This window comes from Haematobacter sp. (assembly GCF_032102465.1).
In the GTDB taxonomy this organism is placed as follows: domain Bacteria; phylum Pseudomonadota; class Alphaproteobacteria; order Rhodobacterales; family Rhodobacteraceae; genus Haematobacter.
In genome coordinates this window covers 1-16,234 of the sequence record NZ_DAMDHB010000022.1, presented here as the reverse complement: position 1 = coordinate 16,234, position 16,234 = coordinate 1, and the positions used below count along the sequence as shown (strand labels likewise).

The window sequence follows — 16,234 nt, the reverse complement described above, 5'->3', positions numbered from 1 at the left end:
CGCCCGCTTCCACATGTTTTGAAGAATGGCCCGTCGCGCGATACGCCATGGTGCCATTTTCGCCGCACTGCCCCGCCTGCCTCGGCGGGGAACTGCCGTCCGTCTTTCAGGGCGTCATGGCTGCTGGTGGCGGCTGGCCGGATTTCTCCCGGCCCACCGTCAATGCGCGGCTGCCGCGATCGCCTCGCCCCGGATTTCCTCCGTCAGCTTCAGCCGGATCTGCGAGAATTCGGGCGAGGATTTAAGCGTGTAGTCCCGCGGATGGCCGAACGGCACCGGCGTGATCGACTTGATCCGCCCCGGACGCGCGCTCATCGTCACCACGCGGGAGGCCATGAAGACCGCTTCCTCGATGTCGTGGGTCACGAAGATCACCGTCTTCTGTTCCCGCTCCCATATCCCCAGCAGCAGCTCCTGCATCAGGCTCCGGGTCTGGTTGTCCAGCGCGCCGAAGGGCTCGTCCAGCAGCAGGACGCGCGGTTGGTTGGCCAGCGCCCGCGCGATGGCGCAGCGCTGCTGCATGCCGCCCGACAGGTGGCGCGGCCAGTGCTCCTCGAACCCGCGCAGGCCCACCCGGTCGATGTAGCTCTCCACGATGTCCTTCTGCTCGCCCGCCGACACGCCCTTCTCCCGCAGGCCGAAGGCGATGTTCTGGCGCACCGTCAGCCAGGGGAACAGCGTATAGGACTGAAACACCATCCCCCGCTCCGCGCCCGGACCCTTCACCGGCCTGCCGTCCAGCGTGATCGTCCCGGCGGTGGGCGTGTCCAGCCCCGCCACCATGCGCAGCAGCGTGGACTTGCCGCAGCCGGAGGGGCCGAGGATGGTGACGAAATCGTTCTCCTCCAGCGTCAGGTCGGTGGGTTGCAGGGCGAGCACCGGCTGGCCGCCCCGGACGCCGGGAAAGGTGCGCGTGACGCCGCGGATCTCCAGAAGGCTCATGCGTATCTCCAGGCGAAAAGGCGCAGGTTCAGGCGGCGGAAGGCAAGGTCGGTGATCAAGCCGATCACCCCGATGACGATGATGCCGAAGATCATCTGCCCCGTCGCCATCAGGCTTTGTGCGTTGATGATCATGTAGCCGATGCCCGACGATGCGCCGATCAGCTCCGCCACGATCACATAGGTCCAGGCCCAGCCGAGCACGAGCCGCAGCGTCTCGGCGATCTCGGGTGCGGCGGAGGGTAGAATCACCCGGCGCAGGATGCCGTTCTGGCGCGCGCCGAGCGTATAGGCGGCCTCCACCAGATCCTTGCGCGTGCCCGCCACGATCACCGCGATCATCAGGATGAGCTGGAACACCGAGCCGATGAAGATGACGAGCAGCTTCTGCATTTCGCCGATCCCCGCCCAGAGGATGAGCAGCGGCACGAAGGCCGAGGCCGGCAGGTAGCGCGCAAAGGACACGAACGGCTCGAACAAAGCCTCTATCGGCTTGTAGGCACCCATGGCGATGCCCAGCGGCACCGCCACCACCGTCGCCATGGCGAAGCCGCCGAAGACCCGCCAGGCCGTCATGCCGATATCCGTCAGGAAGCCGCGTTCCGTGAGCAGCCACCAGCCGTCCTTGAGCATCTGCACCGGGCTGGCGAGGAAGGTGGGCGAGACGTAACCCGTGAGCGTGACCCCCGCCCAGAGGGCGAAGAACAGGATGAAGAAGATGATCCCCAGCACCATGCGCAGGCGCGGGCTTATCGGTTCGAGCGGTTTCATGAGCGTTCCGGCGGCCTTCCCGGTTGTTGGTCCGAACAGGCCATCGGCTGTCGGCTGTCATTGCAGGCGGGCGGAGGCAGCGCCCCCGCCCGGTCGTTGCGTTACTGAATGAACTGCGTGTCGATCAGCGCGGCCACGTCAGGCTCGGACTTCAGCAGGCCCATCTCCACCATCAGCTTCCCGGCCTTGCCCGCGAAATCGAGGTATTCGCCCGCGAAGAAGGTCTTGGCCGCCGCCAGATCCTGCCATTCGAGATACTGGGCCGAGCCCTTGAACTGCTCCGCCGTCTGATTCACGTCGGCGCCCATGATGCCGAAGGCCTTCTCCGGCTCCGCCTTGATGAGGTCGAGCGCCTCCTGATAGCTTTTCGCCAGCGCCTTTGCGGCCTCCGGGTTCTTCGACAGGAAATCGGGGGTGCAGCCGAAGGTATCCATCACGGCGGGGTAGTCGATCGTCGTAGCGATGATCTTGCCCGCATCCTTTGCCTCCCGCACGGAGGAGAGATAGGGCTCATAGGTCATCGCCGCGTCGTTCTGCCCGGCGATGAAGGCCTGCGCCGCCGGTCCCGGCTCCAGGTTCACCACGCGCACGTCCGACATCTTCAGCCCGTTTTCATTGAGGATCCAGGCGAGGAAGAAATAGGGCGAGGTGCCGGGGGCCGAAGCGGCGATCGTCTTGCCCTTCAGGTCGGAGATCTTCTCGACATTGCCGCGCACCACCATCCCGTCCGCGCCATGCGATTTGTCGAGCTGGAAGATCTGCTTGGCAGGCACGCCGTTCGCGCTCCACACCAGCCAGGTTTCCACCGTGGTCGCCGCGCAATGAATGTCACCCGACGCCATGGCGAGGCCCCGGCTGGCCTGCGGGATCTTCTTCAGCGACACGTCGAGCCCGTTCTTCTCGAAGATCCCCGCTTCCTTGGCAAGCGTGAGGGGTGCGAACCCCGTCCAGCCGGAAAGCCCGACCGTAACGGGAGTGGCAGCGCCTGCCGCGCTGGAGATGAGACCCAGCGCGAAAGCGCCGAGAAGCGTTCTGACAGTCATCTTTTTCACCCTGTTCAGTAGTCTTTTGCCTAGCAGGACGCCTGAAAGCTGCTTTTGTCTATACAAATTCACCAGAAGATCGCGGAAAAATGGGGCATCGCCCAATAATTACGCATGTGTGCCCAGTCGGCTCGCGTCCGGCTCACCAGGGGGGACCAATACGAGCCAAGTGGCAATGCGACTGCGCGGCTACTTGCGGGTATTCCCGGGACTCGACAGGATGGCAGCACCGGCATCGCCCGGCGGAGGACGGCGCGCGACGGAGGCCCCACGGGGACGCGCGTTACGAGGAGGAAGACATGACCGACGATACCCGTGCCGGCGCGCTCGCCCGGCGCAACACGATCTACGACGCGTTCCGCCGCTCGGCCCGCCGGAACAGCGAAAGGCTCGCCCTGAGTTTCGGCACCCGGCGCTGGAGCTATGACGAGCTGCTGCGCGCGGTGGACGCGACCGCGGGCGCGCTGGTCGCCGCCGGATTGTCGCGCGGGGAACGGGTCGCAGCGTTCGGGCGCAATTCCGATGCCTACCTCATCCTCTGGCTTGCCTGCGCGCGGGCGGGGCTGGTTCATGTTCCCGTGAACTATGCGCTGACCGCGCCGGAGCTGGATTACCTGCTCCGCCAGTCCGGTGCCACGGCGGTGTTCCATGATCCGGCGCTGGCGCCGCTGGCCACGGAGATCGCGAAAGCGGCGGGCATCCAGCTCGTTGGAACGCTGCACGGCGGCTATGGATTCGACGTATTGACAGCCGCCTCCGGCCCGTCGGATCCGCGGCTCGACCTGCTGCCGGTGGATGAGAACGACCTCGTTCAGCTCCTCTACACCTCGGGAACCACGGCCGCCCCGAAGGGCGCGATGATGACCCATCGGGCGCTGCTGTCGGAATACATGGCCTGCGCGCTGGAGCTCGACCTCAAGCGGGAGGATCGGGCGCTGGCGGCACTGCCGCTCTACCATTCGGCGCAGATGCATGTGTTCACCATGCCGCAACTCCTGCTCGGGGCCTCCACCCTGCTGATCGAGACGCCCGCAGCCGAGACGGTCCTGCGGTTGTGCGAGGAGGAGGCCATCACCTCCTTCTTCGCGCCGCCGACCGTGTGGATCAGCCTGCTTCGCCACCCTGATTTCGACAAGCGGAACCTTTCCAGCCTTGCCAAGCTCTATTACGGAGCCTCGATCATGCCGGTGCCAGTCCTGCAGGAACTGCGCGCGCGGCTGCCGGGATCGGGGGCCTACAACTGCTATGGCCAGAGCGAGATCGCACCGCTTGCCACCGTCCTGCGACCGGAGGACCACGACACTCGTCCCGCCTCTGCCGGCAAACCCGCGATGACGGTCGAGACCCGCGTGGTGGACGAAGCCATGAACGACGTGCCCCCCGGCACCCATGGCGAAATCGTGCATCGCTCGCCCCAGCTCCTGATCGGCTACTGGGACAAGCCGGAGGCGACGGAGGAAGCCTTTGCGGGCGGCTGGTTCCACAGCGGCGACATCGGCTATTTCGACGACGAAGGGTTTCTCTATGTCGTTGACCGGGTGAAGGATGTCATCAAGACCGGCGGCACCATGGTGGCGAGCCGCGAGGTGGAGGAGGCGATCTTCAAGCACCCCGCCATCTCCGAAGTCGCGGTGGTCGGCCTGCCGCACGAACGGTGGATCGAGGCGGTGACGGCCATCGTCGTCTTCCGCCCCGGCATGACGGCGACAGAGGAGGAGCTGATCGACTTCTGCCGCTCCCGTCTGGCGCCGTTCAAACTGCCCAAGCGCGTCGTCGTGCGCGCGGACATCCCCCGGAACAGCGCGGGCAAGCTGCTCAAGCGGGAACTCCGCAACGAATATGCCGGGCTGAACGCGGAGACGGCGGAGTGACGGCGGGCCGGAAGGGAGTCCCGCCCGGCGGGCCCTCATCTTCCGGTCAGACCATATGGCGATAGCCTTTTCGCATTCCCGTGCTACTCCTTCCTACAGCGCGCGCGGAGGATCGCATGGAAGGTGAAACGGCCAGCCACGGCTTTGACATGCTTCAGGTCGTGGCTCTGCTTGCCGGGGCGGTCATTGCCGTGCCGCTGTTCAAACGCCTGGGCCTCGGCTCGGTGCTGGGCTATCTCGCGGCCGGGCTTGTCGTCGGCCCTTATGGGCTGGCGCTGTTCCACGATCCGCAGGCGATCATTCACGTGGCGGAGCTTGGGGTCGTCATCTTCCTGTTCGTCATCGGGCTGGAGATGCAGCCCTCCCGCCTCTGGTCGATGCGCGGGGACATCTTCGGACTTGGCGCGACGCAGGTTCTGGTCTGCATCGCGCTTCTGACCTGCGTCGGGCTGTCGCTCAGGTATTCGCTGGCGGAAAGCTTCGTGGCGGGGACGGGCTTCGTGCTCACCTCCACTGCCATCGTGATGCAGATGCTGGAGGAGCGGCGGCAACTGGGCCTTCCCTGCGGGCGCAGGATCGTGGCTGTGCTGCTGCTGGAGGATCTCGCGATCGTCCCGCTTCTTGCCATCGTCGCCTTCATCGCCCCCGGCGGAGGGGAGGAGGTGACGCTGGCGCACCGGCTCACCTCCATCCTGACGGGTCTGGCGGCCATCGGCGCGCTGGTCGTGGCGGGATTGTGGCTGCTAGATCCGCTTTTCTCGCTGCTCGCGCGCTCCAGGGCGCGGGAGGTGATGACGGCGGCGGCGCTGCTGGTCGTGCTCGGCGCGGCGCTCGTCATGGAATGGGCGGGCCTGTCCATGGCGATGGGCGCATTTCTGGCCGGTGTGCTGCTCTCCGAATCCTCGTTCCGGCATCAGCTTGAGGCGGATGTGGAGCCGTTCCGCGGCATTCTGCTCGGGCTGTTCTTCCTCGGCGTCGGGATGGCGCTGGATCTCAATGTGATCGCCGCGAATATCGGCCTGATCGCCATCTGCGTTGCGGGATACATGATCCTGAAGATGGCGGGCATCTATGCCGTGGCCCGGCTGTTCCGCGCCAGCAACCGTGAAGCGTTCGAGCGTGCGGTGCTCATGGCGCAGGGCGGGGAGTTTGCCTTCGTCCTTTATGCCGCCGCAACGAGCGCAGGGATCTTCACCGGAGAGGAAAACGCCATCCTCACCGCGATGATCATCGTCTCCATGGTGCTGACGCCGATCCTCATCATCATCCACGATCGCCTGACCCCCCCCGAAACCCCTTCGATGGAAGGCGTTGAAGCAGTCAGCAATCAGCGCGCCAGCGTCCTTCTGGTCGGCTTTGGCCGCTTCGGTCAGATCGCCAGCCAGCCGCTTCTGGGTCAGCTCTGTACGATCACCATCATCGACATCGACCCCGATGCGATCCGCAGCGCGGCGGAATACGGCTTCAAGGTGCATTACGGTGACGGCTCGCGACTCGATATCCTGCATGCGGCGGGTGCGGGCGAGGCAAAGCTCGTCCTCATCGCGATGGACGACAAGACGGCAGCGGTGAAGGCGGTAGAGCTGATGAAATCGGAGTTTCCGCATGTACCCGTGCTTGCCCGTGCCTGGGACCGGGAACATGTGCTGGAACTCGTCCATGCCGGGGTGGACTGGCAGATCCGCGAAACCATGGAATCCGCCTTCGTGATGGCGGAGGAGGCGCTCCGCCGCATGGACAACGACGAGGACACGATCCGCGATCTCGTCGCCAGTATCCGGCAGCGCGATAAGGAACGGCTGGAGCAGGAGATCAGCGGCGGGATCTTTGCCGGGCGTGATCTGCTGATCGGCAACATGAAACAGAATTGACGCGTTCGGCCCCTCACCCGCGTTGCGCGTTCATCGCCGCGCGCTAGTCTCCCTCCAAGGGAAGTGGGAGATGCCGGATGTATGTGGACGGTTTCGTCGTCCCGGTCAAAAAGAGCCGGATGGAGGACTACCGCAAGCTCGCCGATCTGGCCGGATCGCTCTGGACGGAACATGGCGCGCTGAGCGTGGTGGAGGCAAAGGGCGATGATATCGCCTCGGGGCCCTTCACCTCCTTTCCGCAGGCGGTGCTGCTGGCCGATGACGAGGTGGTGTTCTTCTCATGGATCACCTTCCGCGACAGGGCGCATCGCCACGCCGTCAATGAAAAGGTCATGTCAGATCCGCGCCTGTCGTCAGACGCGGAAGACCCGCCCTTCAGCATGGACAGGATGATCTATGGCGGCTTCGAGGTGGTCGTCCGCCGGCCCTGACCACCCGCTCGCCCCCCGACGTCCGCCCTGTCCCTGCCCTTCGCAGCGCGCAAAAGGGAATTCGCAGAAATCTTCGTTTTTGGTCTTGCGGGTCCGAGCACGGTTGGATAAATGACCCTCACCCAGAAGGAAGCGGGCGTAGCTCAGGGGTAGAGCACAACCTTGCCAAGGTTGGGGTCGTGGGTTCGAATCCCATCGCCCGCTCCAATTTTTCTCCGTCAAGTCGATCAGAAAACTCCCCTCCGGGGGAGCTTTGTCATGTCCGGCCGCTTATGCTGTACTGCTTCGGCGGGAAAGGTTTCGGGAACCGGCATCTCCCCCGGCTACGGGCGGGATCACAGGATCCCGCGCCGAAGAACGAAAAAGAGCCGCAAGAACGGAAACAGCACCGTTCCGTCCGGCTCCTGCGGATAGAACGGAGAGATTGCTGCTTCATAGGCCGCGATAAAATCCGCCTGCTCGGTCGCCGTCAGCCTGTCCAGCACCGGCCGCATCGCCGTGGAACTGGTGAACAGCCGCACCGGGTGCCCCTCCGCCGAGTGTTGCAGCCGCTGGACGTATTCGGTTTCCCAAGCGTTGATCTCCCCCTCCGGCTCCAAGAGCCGGACATAATCGGTCGCGGGGCGGAGCGTCGTGCGGAATGCGTCCGGGCTGCCGAACCGGTCCGGGTAACGCGCGGCGGCGACTTCCCGGATCAGCCGATGCGAGGGGGCAGCCTCCTGCCGCGGCATCTGCACTGCCAGAACGCCATAAGGCTCCAGCAGCGCGACGAGGTGCGGCATCAGCGTGTCGTGGTCCGGCAGCCATTGCAGCAGCGCGTTGGAAAAGATGAGGACGGGCGGTGTGTCCGGTCGCCAGGTGGCGGCATCCGCCTCGATCACATCGGCATAGATGCCCGTCTCCGCGGCCTTGGCCAGCATGGCGGGCGAACTGTCCACGCCGATGATCCGCCGCCCCGGAAAGCGGGCAGCAAGCGCGGGCCCCGCCGCCCCGCTACCGCAGCCAAGGTCGATCACATCGCCTTCGGGCAGGCGCGGCACCTGCGCCATCAGGTCCAGTGCAGGCCGCAGCCGCAGATCGGCAAACCGGTGGTAAAGCTCGGGATTCCAGTCGTTCACAGCCAGCCCCTTTTCCTGAAATACAGATATGGCGCGACGGAAGAGACGATCATCAGCACGATCACCACGTAATACGCGCCCTCCCAGTGCAACTCCGGCATGAAATCGAAGTTCATCCCATAGATGGACGCGATCAGCGTCGGCGGCATGAATACCAGCGACATGACGGAGAAGATCTTGATGATGCCCGTCTGTTCGATGTTGATCTTGCCAAGGGTCGAATCGAGCAGGAAGGTGATGCGCCGGGCCTGCCGCTCCACGTGATCCGACACGGATTGAAGGTCGCGCCCCAGCGTCTTCAGCCGGAGTTTCGCGTCCCTCTTCGCATCCATCTTCGGCAGCGTACTCATCGCCGTCACCACGCGGTTCAGCGTGACGATGGAGGCCATGATCTTGCCGTTCAGATCCTCGGCCCGCCCGATACGCTCCACCAGCATGTCGAGCGTCTCGTCCGGGGCGCCATCGTCGGGAAGCGAATCGAACAGCCGGGCTCCGATGAGGTCCAGCCCCGTGCCCGCCTCCTCCGCGATATCGGCAAGACGGTCAACGATGGCCTCGAACAGACCGAGCAACACGCTGTTGCCATTGGCGCAGGGCGCATCGCCGCGCTCCGCCCAGTTGGTGTACATCTGAAAGGAGCGGGGTTCGTGGTAACGGACCGTCACCAGATGCGCGCCGACCAGAATGAAGGTGACCGGCATCGACAGGAACACGTCCTGTTGCGCGGGGTCGCCGGTTCCCTGTGCCGGCCGCGAAAGCACGTTTGCCGTCATGAACAGCGCCCCGTCCTCATGATAGAAGCGGGAGGAGGCCTCGATCTCGTTCATGTCGGCCCGCGTCGGGATGGAGATGCCGAGCGCCGCTTCGAGCGACTGCTCCTCCTCACGCGTCGGTTGGTACAAGTCTATCCAGACCGCAGCCTCGACCGGAAGCGGCACGGCAGGATCTATGTCGAGCGGTTTGAGCTGGCCCGCCGTCTGACCGAAAAGTTTGATCATGGCCTCCTCCTGGGAGCTGGAGACAAGAAAACGCCCCGGAGCGGCCATGGCTCCGGGGCGCTTATGATCTGGCTCAAACCGCGCGCCGCTTCAAGGTCAGGCGGAGGGTTCCGGTTCAAGACCCGACGGTTTCGGCCGGGGCGTCTTCGGGATCGCCGTCAGGCTGGGCGGCAGTCCGCTCGGCGGTGCGTCGTCATCATTGCCGCGGCTGAGGGGCTCGCCCGCGATGACCTTGCGGATTTCGTCCCCCGTGAGGGTTTCGTATTCCAGAAGGCCCTGTGCAAGCCGATGCAGATCCTCGTTCTTCTCGGTCAGGATCGTGCGGGCACGGTCGAAGCCCTCGTCAACGATACGGCGGACTTCCGCGTCGATCTTCTCCTGCGTCTCGGGCGAATGGGTTGTGCCGCCCGAGTAATTGCCGAGATAGCTCTGCTGTTCGTTGGCGTAGTCGATATTGCCGAGCTGATCCGACATGCCGAACTGCGTCACCATCGCGCGCGCGATTCGCGACGCCTGCTGAATGTCGGAGGTCGCGCCAGAGGTGACGTTTTCCCGACCGAAGATCAGCTCCTCCGCCACCTTGCCGCCCATCGCCATGGCGATCTTCGACTTGTACTTCGTCATGGTGACGGAGAGCGTATCCCGCTCCGGCAGCGACAGCACCAGCCCCAGCGCGCGACCGCGCGGGATGATCGTCGCCTTGTGGATCGGGTCGTGCTGCGGCACGTTCAGGCCGACGATGGCATGGCCGGCCTCGTGATAGGCGGTCAGCTTCTTCTCGTCCTCGGTCATGACCATGGAGCGGCGTTCCGCGCCCATCATCACCTTGTCCTTGGCGTTCTCGAAGTCCTCCATCGTCACGAACCGCCGGCCCACACGGGCAGCCATCAGCGCGGCCTCGTTGACGAGGTTGGCGAGATCGGCACCCGAGAAGCCGGGCGTCCCCCGAGCGATGATGCGCAGGTCCACGTCGGGGCCGAGCGGCACCTTGCGGGCATGGACGGAGAGGATCTTCTCCCGTCCCTTGATGTCCGGGTTCGGCACCTGGATCTGGCGGTCGAAGCGGCCGGGGCGCAGCAGTGCCGGGTCCAGCACGTCGGGCCGGTTGGTGGCCGCGACGATGATGATGCCCTCGTTCGCCTCGAACCCGTCCATTTCCACCAGAAGCTGGTTCAGCGTCTGTTCGCGTTCGTCGTTACCACCGCCGTAGCCCACGCCACGCGAGCGGCCGACCGCGTCGATCTCGTCGATGAAGACGATGCAGGGCGCGTTCTTCTTTGCCTGCTCGAACATGTCGCGCACGCGGGACGCACCCACACCCACGAACATCTCGACGAAGTCGGAGCCGGAGATGGTGAAGAACGGCACGCCCGCCTCCCCCGCGATGGCGCGGGCGAGCAGCGTCTTGCCGGTGCCGGGCGGGCCGACGAGCAGGGCGCCTTTGGGGATCTTGCCGCCGAGACGGGAGAACTTCTGCGGGTTCCGCAGGAATTCCACGATCTCCTCCAGCTCTTCCTTGGCCTCGTCGATGCCGGCAACGTCGTCAAAGGTCACGCGGCCATGCTTTTCCGTCAGCAGCTTCGCGCGCGACTTGCCGAAACCCATCGCGCCGCCGCGTCCGCCACCCTGCATCCGGTTCATGAAGAAGATCCAGATACCGATCAGCACGAGGAACGGCAGCCACAGCGACAGAAGCGACAGGAAGCCCGATTGCTCCTGCGGCTCCACCTTCACGCTGACGTTCTTGGCGATCAGCTTGTCGGCGACATTCGCGCCCTGCGGCTGAATGGTGACATATTGCTGACCGTCCTTGTCGCGGAACAGGATCCGCTCACCGTCGATGGTGACGTTGCTGATGCCGCCGTTGTCGATCTGCTCGATGAAATCCGAATAGGCCACCGTGCGGGAGGCCATGGTGGACTGGCCGCCGCTGAACAGGTTGAACAGCGCCAGGATCAGAAGGAACAGGACGACCCAGAACGCAATGTTGCGCGCGTTACCCACGAGATACTCCCCTTGATACGCGCCAACCCGGGAAAAGTCCGGGCTCACGCGCTGCTACCCCCTAAGATAGAGAATACGGGGGGAGGTTCAATGCGGGATGAGGGAGGAATGGAACGCGTCCGCTCCGCCCAGCAGTTCCGCGCGCCACGCGCCACCGGGTTCCAGCACCGGCACGGCGATGAGTCGCTGGCCCTGCCAGAGGGCGGGTTGGGCGAGGAGCGTGCGGCGCGGCAGGCCGCTTTCCCGCCAGCGGGGCCGTTGTGACAGGCCGCCGGGCCCCAGCGCCCCGATTTCCAACTCATCGCAATCGGGGCCAAAAAGCCGCCAGCGATGATCCCAGACGCCCGGCGCGGCGCAGCGCAGCCCCAGAACCGCCTGCGGCTCACGCCCGATTCGTGCGACACCGTGCCGCTCCGTCACAAGGCATCCGTGCAGCGTGCCGCCCGTCCCCCTTGCGAGATCCGCCGAGAGCCGGTCCAGCGCCGCCCGGCGAGGGCGGTATTCCGCCGACGACACCCAGCAAAGCGCGGCCGAAAGCAGGCGCGCGCGAATCTCCACCGGTTCCGCCGCCAGCCCCGCGAGATCGACGAGCACATCCCCCGCCTCCACCCGAAGGAGCCGCCGCGCCGCAAGCGCCGCCTGAACCGCAAGCGCATCCCGCGCCTCGGCGAGCCGCGCGGCCGTGTCCGAGAGCCGCTCCACCGTCAGGCCGAGCGCGCCGAGCGCCGGGAGCGCCTGACGCATGCGCACACGATCATAGCGCGGATCGGCATTGCTGGGATCTTCGGCCCAGCCGATGCCCTGCCGCCGCAGCAGCTCCCGCAGCGCCTCGCGGCGCACGCGGAGCAGCGGGCGGAGCCAGAGCAGCCCCGCCTCCCGCCGCGCCTCCCGCATGGCCGACAACCCATCGACGCCGGAACCGCGGGCAAGGCGCAAGAGAAAGGTCTCCGCCTGATCATCGGCGGTATGCGCGATGAGGACCGCCCCCAGCCCCCGCTCCCCCGCCCATGCGGAGAGCAGGCGACGGCGGGCGCGGCGGGCGGCATCCTGCAGGTTGCCGCGCCCATCCCAGCCCCGCCAGTGAAGGGTGTCATGCGAAAGACCAAGCCGCGCCGCGAAAGCCGCGACGTCCGCCGCCTCCGCCGCCGCCTGCGGGCGCAATCCGTGATCGACCGTAGCGAGGTGCAGGGCCACGCCCCGCTCCCGCGCCCAGCGATGCGCGATCCAGGTCAGCGCCATGGAATCGCCGCCGCCCGAGACGGCAAGCCCCAGAGAGGGCATAGGGGAGGAGGATTGCGCCGGAAGAAGCCTTGCCATCGCACCGGCAAAGGCCTCCTCTGGCGTCAGTTGCATCCGAGCTTCTGCAAGGCCGTGGTCGCCTGGGCCACGGCAGGCGTATCGGGATAGAGCACGGAAACCTGCGACAGCGTGGTGCAGGCATCGTTGGTCTGACCCAGATCGCCGAGGCTGGTGCCAAGCTTCAGCAGCGATTCCGACGCCCGCTCACCGCGCGGCCAGCCGGAATAGCTCTCCAGATAGGCCTTGGCGGCGCCGAGCGTATCGCCATCCGCGGCGAGCGCCTCGCCGCGGTAGTAATGTGCCTCGCCCGTCAGTGCGCCCGCCGGGTAGGATTCGGCAAAGGTGGTGAAGAGACCCGCGGCGGTGCGAAAGTCACGTTGATCGAGCACCGCCCGGGCCCGATCGAAATCCGCCTGCTCGCCCACGGCCTTCTGCGCCGCTGCGGAAGCGGGCGCGGGGGTGGATGCCCTGGGCGCGTTCTGCGAGGGGGCCGCCCCCCCGCCGCCCAGCGGGGCCGCGGCCCCGGCTGCCGTGGGGTCGCCCCCCTCCAGCTCCGTCAGCCGGAACTCAAGGTCGCCGATGCGGTTCGCCGCATCGTCGGCCACCTTGCCGATACGGTGGCCAAGCTCCTCCGTCCGATTGGTCAGGCGCTGAAGCTCCGCCTCGATGAGGTCGAGCCGCTGGAGGGTCGTGCCGCTGATCCGCGGCCCGCCCTGTCCGGCAGAGGCGATCATCTCCGAGCGGAGGGACTGAACCTCCGAGGACAGGCTGTTCACCTCCTTGCGGATATCGGCCAGCGTCTCCTGCCGGTTCTGCGCTCCCGCGGCGATCGGAAGCGCCAGACCCGTGCAGAGGACGATAAGACGCAGACTGAGCATCACTGTCGCCTCAGCTTCCCGCGCCGGAGGCGAGGACGGTCACGGCACGACGGTTCTGCGCAAAGCAGCTTTCATCGGGGCAGGTTGCGACGGGGCGTTCCTTGCCATAGCTCACCGTCCGCATCCGGCTGGGCGCGATGCCTTGGGAGATCAGGTATTCCTGCACCGCATTCGCCCGCCGCGCGCCAAGCGCGAGGTTGTATTCCCGCGTGCCCTGTTCGTCGGCATGGCCCTCGATTGTGATGCGGTATTCGGGATTGGTGGCAAGCCAGCGCGCCTGCCCGTCCAGGATCGTGCGGGCCTGCGGCGAAACCGTGGACTGATCGACGAGGAACAGCACCCGATCCCCGACCGTCTGGTTGAAATAGGCGATGGAGCGCGGATTGGACGCATCCCCGATACCGGATGTCCCGATGCCGTCGGCCCCATAGCCGCCCGCACCGCCAGCGCCGCCGACACCCCCGGCCCCGCCTGCACCGTAGCCGCCCGCGCCGGTCGCGTATTTGTCCGGGTTGTTACATGCGGCAAGCCCGAGGCCCGCCACCAGAAGAAGTGCTGTCGTTGCGAATTTCATTTCTGTCCCCGTCCTCGCTTGAGGCTGTTTAACATGCCGCAGCCGTTGTGGAAACGCCGCGCGGCCCGGTGTCCGTTCACGTTCGCGCCTGCCCGCCCGCGGCGGACCGGCGGGCCGTCATTTCATCAGCGGCGACCAGGCCGGGTCGGAGGCGGAGCCGTTCACCGGCACCCGCTTCAGGTTCCGGCCCGAAATGTCCACGGAGAACAGCTGCGACTGGCCACCGGCCCCCGCGCCTTCACGGGTGAACATGATGACACGCCCGTTCGGCGACCATGTCGGACCCTCATCGAGATAGGAGGCGGTGAGCAGCCGCTCCTCCGACCCGTCGGTGCGCATCACACCGATATGGAAGCGGCCCGCGTTCTGCTTGGTAAAGGCGATGAGATCGCCGCGCGGCGACCAGACCGGCGTGCCGTAGCGCCCCTCGCCAAAGGAAATCCGCCGTGCCTCGCCGCCGTTCGCGCCCATGATGTAAAGCTGCTGCGAGCCGGAGCGGTCGCTCTCGAACACGATCTGCCGCCCGTCGGGCGAGAAGCTGGGCGCGGTTTCGATGGCGGGGGTGGAGGTGAGCTGGGTCCGCCGCCCCGACGCGATGTCGAGCGCGTAGATATCCGTGTTCCCCCCCTGCGAGAGCGAGAAGATCACCCGCTGGCTATCGGGCGAGAAGCGCGGCGCGAAGGTCATCGTGCCCGGCTGATCGTCGAGCGCGCGGCGGCTGCCGCTGGCCACGTCCATGATGTAGATGCGCGGAAAGCCGGATTCGTAGGAGGTGTAGAGCACCCTGTCGCCCGAGGGCGAGAAGCGGGGCGCGAGCACGATGGCCCGCCCGTCGGACAGGAAGCCCATGCTGGCCCCATCGTAATCCGCGACGGCAAGCCGCTTGACCCGCGCGTCCTTCGGCCCGCTTTCGGAGACGAACAACACCCGGCTGTCGAAATACGGCCCCTCGCCGGTGATGCGGGAATAGACCTGATCGGCGACCTTGTGCGCCATCCGCCGCCAGCCCTGCTGGCTCCCTGTGAACTGAAGCCCCTCGCCCAGCGGCTGGCCCGAGAACACGTCGAACAGGCGGAATTTCACCGTGACGCGCCCGCCCTCGACCGATACGGCCCCGGTGATGAGCGCCTGCGCGTTGATCGCCTTCCAGTCCTGATACTGCACCGGGCTGTCGAAGGAGGTCACGCGCGAGATATAGGCGGAGGGCGGGATCTCCCGGAACAGCCCCGTTCCCACCAGATCCGCCGCCACGACGCGGGAGATGTCGGCGGCAAGCTGCTGCGCGCCGCCGTTCGCCGCGATGAACGGCGGGATGGCGAAGGGCAGAGGTTCGATCACCCCATCGGTGATCTCGATCCTCAGCGGCCCGTTCTGCGCCGGGGCAACCGTCGCGGTCGCGGCGAGGCAGGCGAGCGCGATCGCCGTCGCGCCAAGGGCTGTCCGCAGCACTTTCATTTGATCCTCATGCTCTCCGGGTTGAACACCATCTCGATGTCCCGCCACTGTTCGTATTTCTCGGCCGGCAGCGGAAAGCCCTTGGCTCCGCAGCGGAGGATGGCCCGGCGCGCGGCCTCATAGGCCTGCCGCGCCGCGGTCTCCGAACCGCCCTCATACCCGATCATGCGCACGGAGCCGCCCTCCGGGATGCCGCTCTGCGCCATTTTTACGCCGAGTGTGACCGTGACGTTCTGCGCCTCGGAGGAGAGCGAGCCGACGTTCCAGCAGGACTGCACCGCGACGCGAAGCGCATCCTTCTCCCCGGAGGTCATGGGCGGGCCGGAAGGCGCGGTGCCCCGCCCTCCGGTGCCACTCCCCGACGCGCTGGAGGCGCCGCCCGCAACGGCGGCGGCCACGGCATCGGCGATCGCATCGGAAGCGGCGGGCTTCGGGGCCTCCGCTTTCCTGGGCTCTTTCGGCGCTTCCTTCTTCGGCGGTTCGCGGGCGGGTTCCGCGGGCTTCGGCGGTTCCTTCCTGGTTTCCTTCGGCGCATCCGGCTTGGAGACGGGTTTCGGCGGCTGCGGCTTCTTCTCCGGCTCGACCGCGGCGGTTTCCACCGGTTTCATCTCGGGCTTCGGCTTCTCCGGCCGGTTCCGGGGGGGCGCTGCCGAGGCGGGGGCGGCGGGTTTCGGGGCCGCGGCTTCCTCCGCGACCTCTGTCGCCTCCGTCACGACACGGGTTGTCGCCTCCTCGGGTGCGGTGGCCTCCTGTGCTTCCTTCGCCTCCTTGGGAGGCGCGGGCGCATCGGCGCGCACGGCCTCCTGCCGCGTCTCGGCGGTCTTGGCTTCGGGGGGCGGCGCTTCGGTCGGCGTGGGGGCCACGCGGCTCACCGGACGCTGCTTCGGCCGCTCGGACACTTTCGGCGCGGGCGGCGTTTCCTGCGCCGGGGGCCGGTCCGAGATCGGGGAGCCGAGCACCACCACCCCTTCCGGCGCCGT

General features: G+C 66.5%; 14 protein-coding genes and 1 tRNA gene. 4 read left to right on the top strand and 11 right to left on the bottom strand.

The genetic code is table 11. The features are described 5' to 3' along the window. Positions 1-159 precede the first annotated feature (159 nt). The 3 genes from RT513_RS13655 to RT513_RS13645 all read right to left on the bottom strand — a co-directional run bounded on the left by RT513_RS13655 (position 160) and on the right by RT513_RS13645 (position 2,755). Complete coding sequence (locus RT513_RS13655) at positions 160-942, bottom strand: ABC transporter ATP-binding protein (RefSeq protein ID WP_088216692.1); 783 nt, start codon at positions 940-942, stop codon at positions 160-162. Continuing rightward, positions 939-1,712 (bottom strand): ABC transporter permease, encoded by a 774-nt coding sequence (locus tag RT513_RS13650; RefSeq protein ID WP_290687980.1) that lies wholly within the window; start codon positions 1,710-1,712, stop codon positions 939-941. Before RT513_RS13650 ends, RT513_RS13655 begins: the two co-directional genes overlap by 4 nt. Before the next feature lie 101 nt (positions 1,713-1,813). After that, entirely contained in the window at positions 1,814-2,755 is a 942-nt protein-coding gene (locus RT513_RS13645; protein ID WP_290687978.1) for an ABC transporter substrate-binding protein, read from the bottom strand. A gap of 299 nt (positions 2,756-3,054) precedes the next feature. Here RT513_RS13645 and RT513_RS13640 point away from each other — a divergent pair, with 299 nt between their 5' ends. The 4 genes from RT513_RS13640 (at position 3,055) to RT513_RS13625 (ending at position 7,135) form a co-directional block, all read left to right on the top strand. Further along, the gene (locus RT513_RS13640; RefSeq protein WP_290687976.1) at positions 3,055-4,626 is read left to right on the top strand and encodes a fatty acyl-CoA synthetase; all 1,572 of its coding nucleotides are present in this window, start codon (positions 3,055-3,057) and stop codon (positions 4,624-4,626) included. Positions 4,627-4,742: 116 nt separating this feature from the next. Next, on the top strand, positions 4,743-6,497 hold the full coding sequence (locus RT513_RS13635; protein WP_290687974.1) for a monovalent cation:proton antiporter-2 (CPA2) family protein: 1,755 nt from the start codon (positions 4,743-4,745) through the stop codon (positions 6,495-6,497). 77 nt (positions 6,498-6,574) lie between these two features. After that, a complete protein-coding gene (locus RT513_RS13630) occupies positions 6,575-6,928 on the top strand; it encodes a DUF1428 domain-containing protein (protein ID WP_290687972.1) in 354 nt (117 codons plus the stop codon). A gap of 132 nt (positions 6,929-7,060) precedes the next feature. Beyond that, positions 7,061-7,135 (top strand) — tRNA-Gly (locus RT513_RS13625). 128 nt (positions 7,136-7,263) lie between these two features. Here RT513_RS13625 and RT513_RS13620 read toward each other — a convergent pair. The 8 genes from RT513_RS13620 to RT513_RS13585 form a co-directional block, all read right to left on the bottom strand. Continuing rightward, entirely contained in the window at positions 7,264-8,046 is a 783-nt protein-coding gene (locus tag RT513_RS13620; protein ID WP_313534112.1) for a methyltransferase domain-containing protein, read from the bottom strand. Beyond that, positions 8,043-9,044 (bottom strand): magnesium transporter CorA family protein, encoded by a 1,002-nt coding sequence (locus RT513_RS13615; protein ID WP_179209256.1) that lies wholly within the window; start codon positions 9,042-9,044, stop codon positions 8,043-8,045. The genes RT513_RS13620 and RT513_RS13615 overlap by 4 nt, the downstream gene beginning before the upstream one ends. 96 nt (positions 9,045-9,140) lie before the next feature. Beyond that, positions 9,141-11,048 carry an ATP-dependent zinc metalloprotease FtsH gene (gene ftsH, locus RT513_RS13610; RefSeq protein ID WP_290687969.1) on the bottom strand — a complete coding sequence of 636 codons (1,908 nt, stop codon included), beginning with the start codon at positions 11,046-11,048 and terminating at the stop codon, positions 9,141-9,143. Between the two features lie 87 nt (positions 11,049-11,135). Continuing rightward, entirely contained in the window at positions 11,136-12,401 is a 1,266-nt protein-coding gene (gene tilS, locus RT513_RS13605; protein WP_290687967.1) for a tRNA lysidine(34) synthetase TilS, read from the bottom strand. Next, complete coding sequence (gene ybgF / locus RT513_RS13600) at positions 12,392-13,225, bottom strand: tol-pal system protein YbgF (protein ID WP_313534111.1); 834 nt, start codon at positions 13,223-13,225, stop codon at positions 12,392-12,394. The genes tilS and ybgF overlap by 10 nt, the downstream gene beginning before the upstream one ends. A gap of 10 nt (positions 13,226-13,235) precedes the next feature. After that, on the bottom strand, positions 13,236-13,799 hold the full coding sequence (pal, locus tag RT513_RS13595) for a peptidoglycan-associated lipoprotein Pal (protein ID WP_088216683.1): 564 nt from the start codon (positions 13,797-13,799) through the stop codon (positions 13,236-13,238). A gap of 117 nt (positions 13,800-13,916) precedes the next feature. Then, entirely contained in the window at positions 13,917-15,254 is a 1,338-nt protein-coding gene (gene tolB / locus RT513_RS13590) for a Tol-Pal system beta propeller repeat protein TolB (RefSeq protein WP_290687964.1), read from the bottom strand. After that, a partial coding sequence (locus RT513_RS13585; RefSeq protein ID WP_290687962.1) for a cell envelope biogenesis protein TolA occupies positions 15,251-16,234 on the bottom strand: 984 nt, incomplete at its 5' end. The genes tolB and RT513_RS13585, both read right to left, overlap by 4 nt.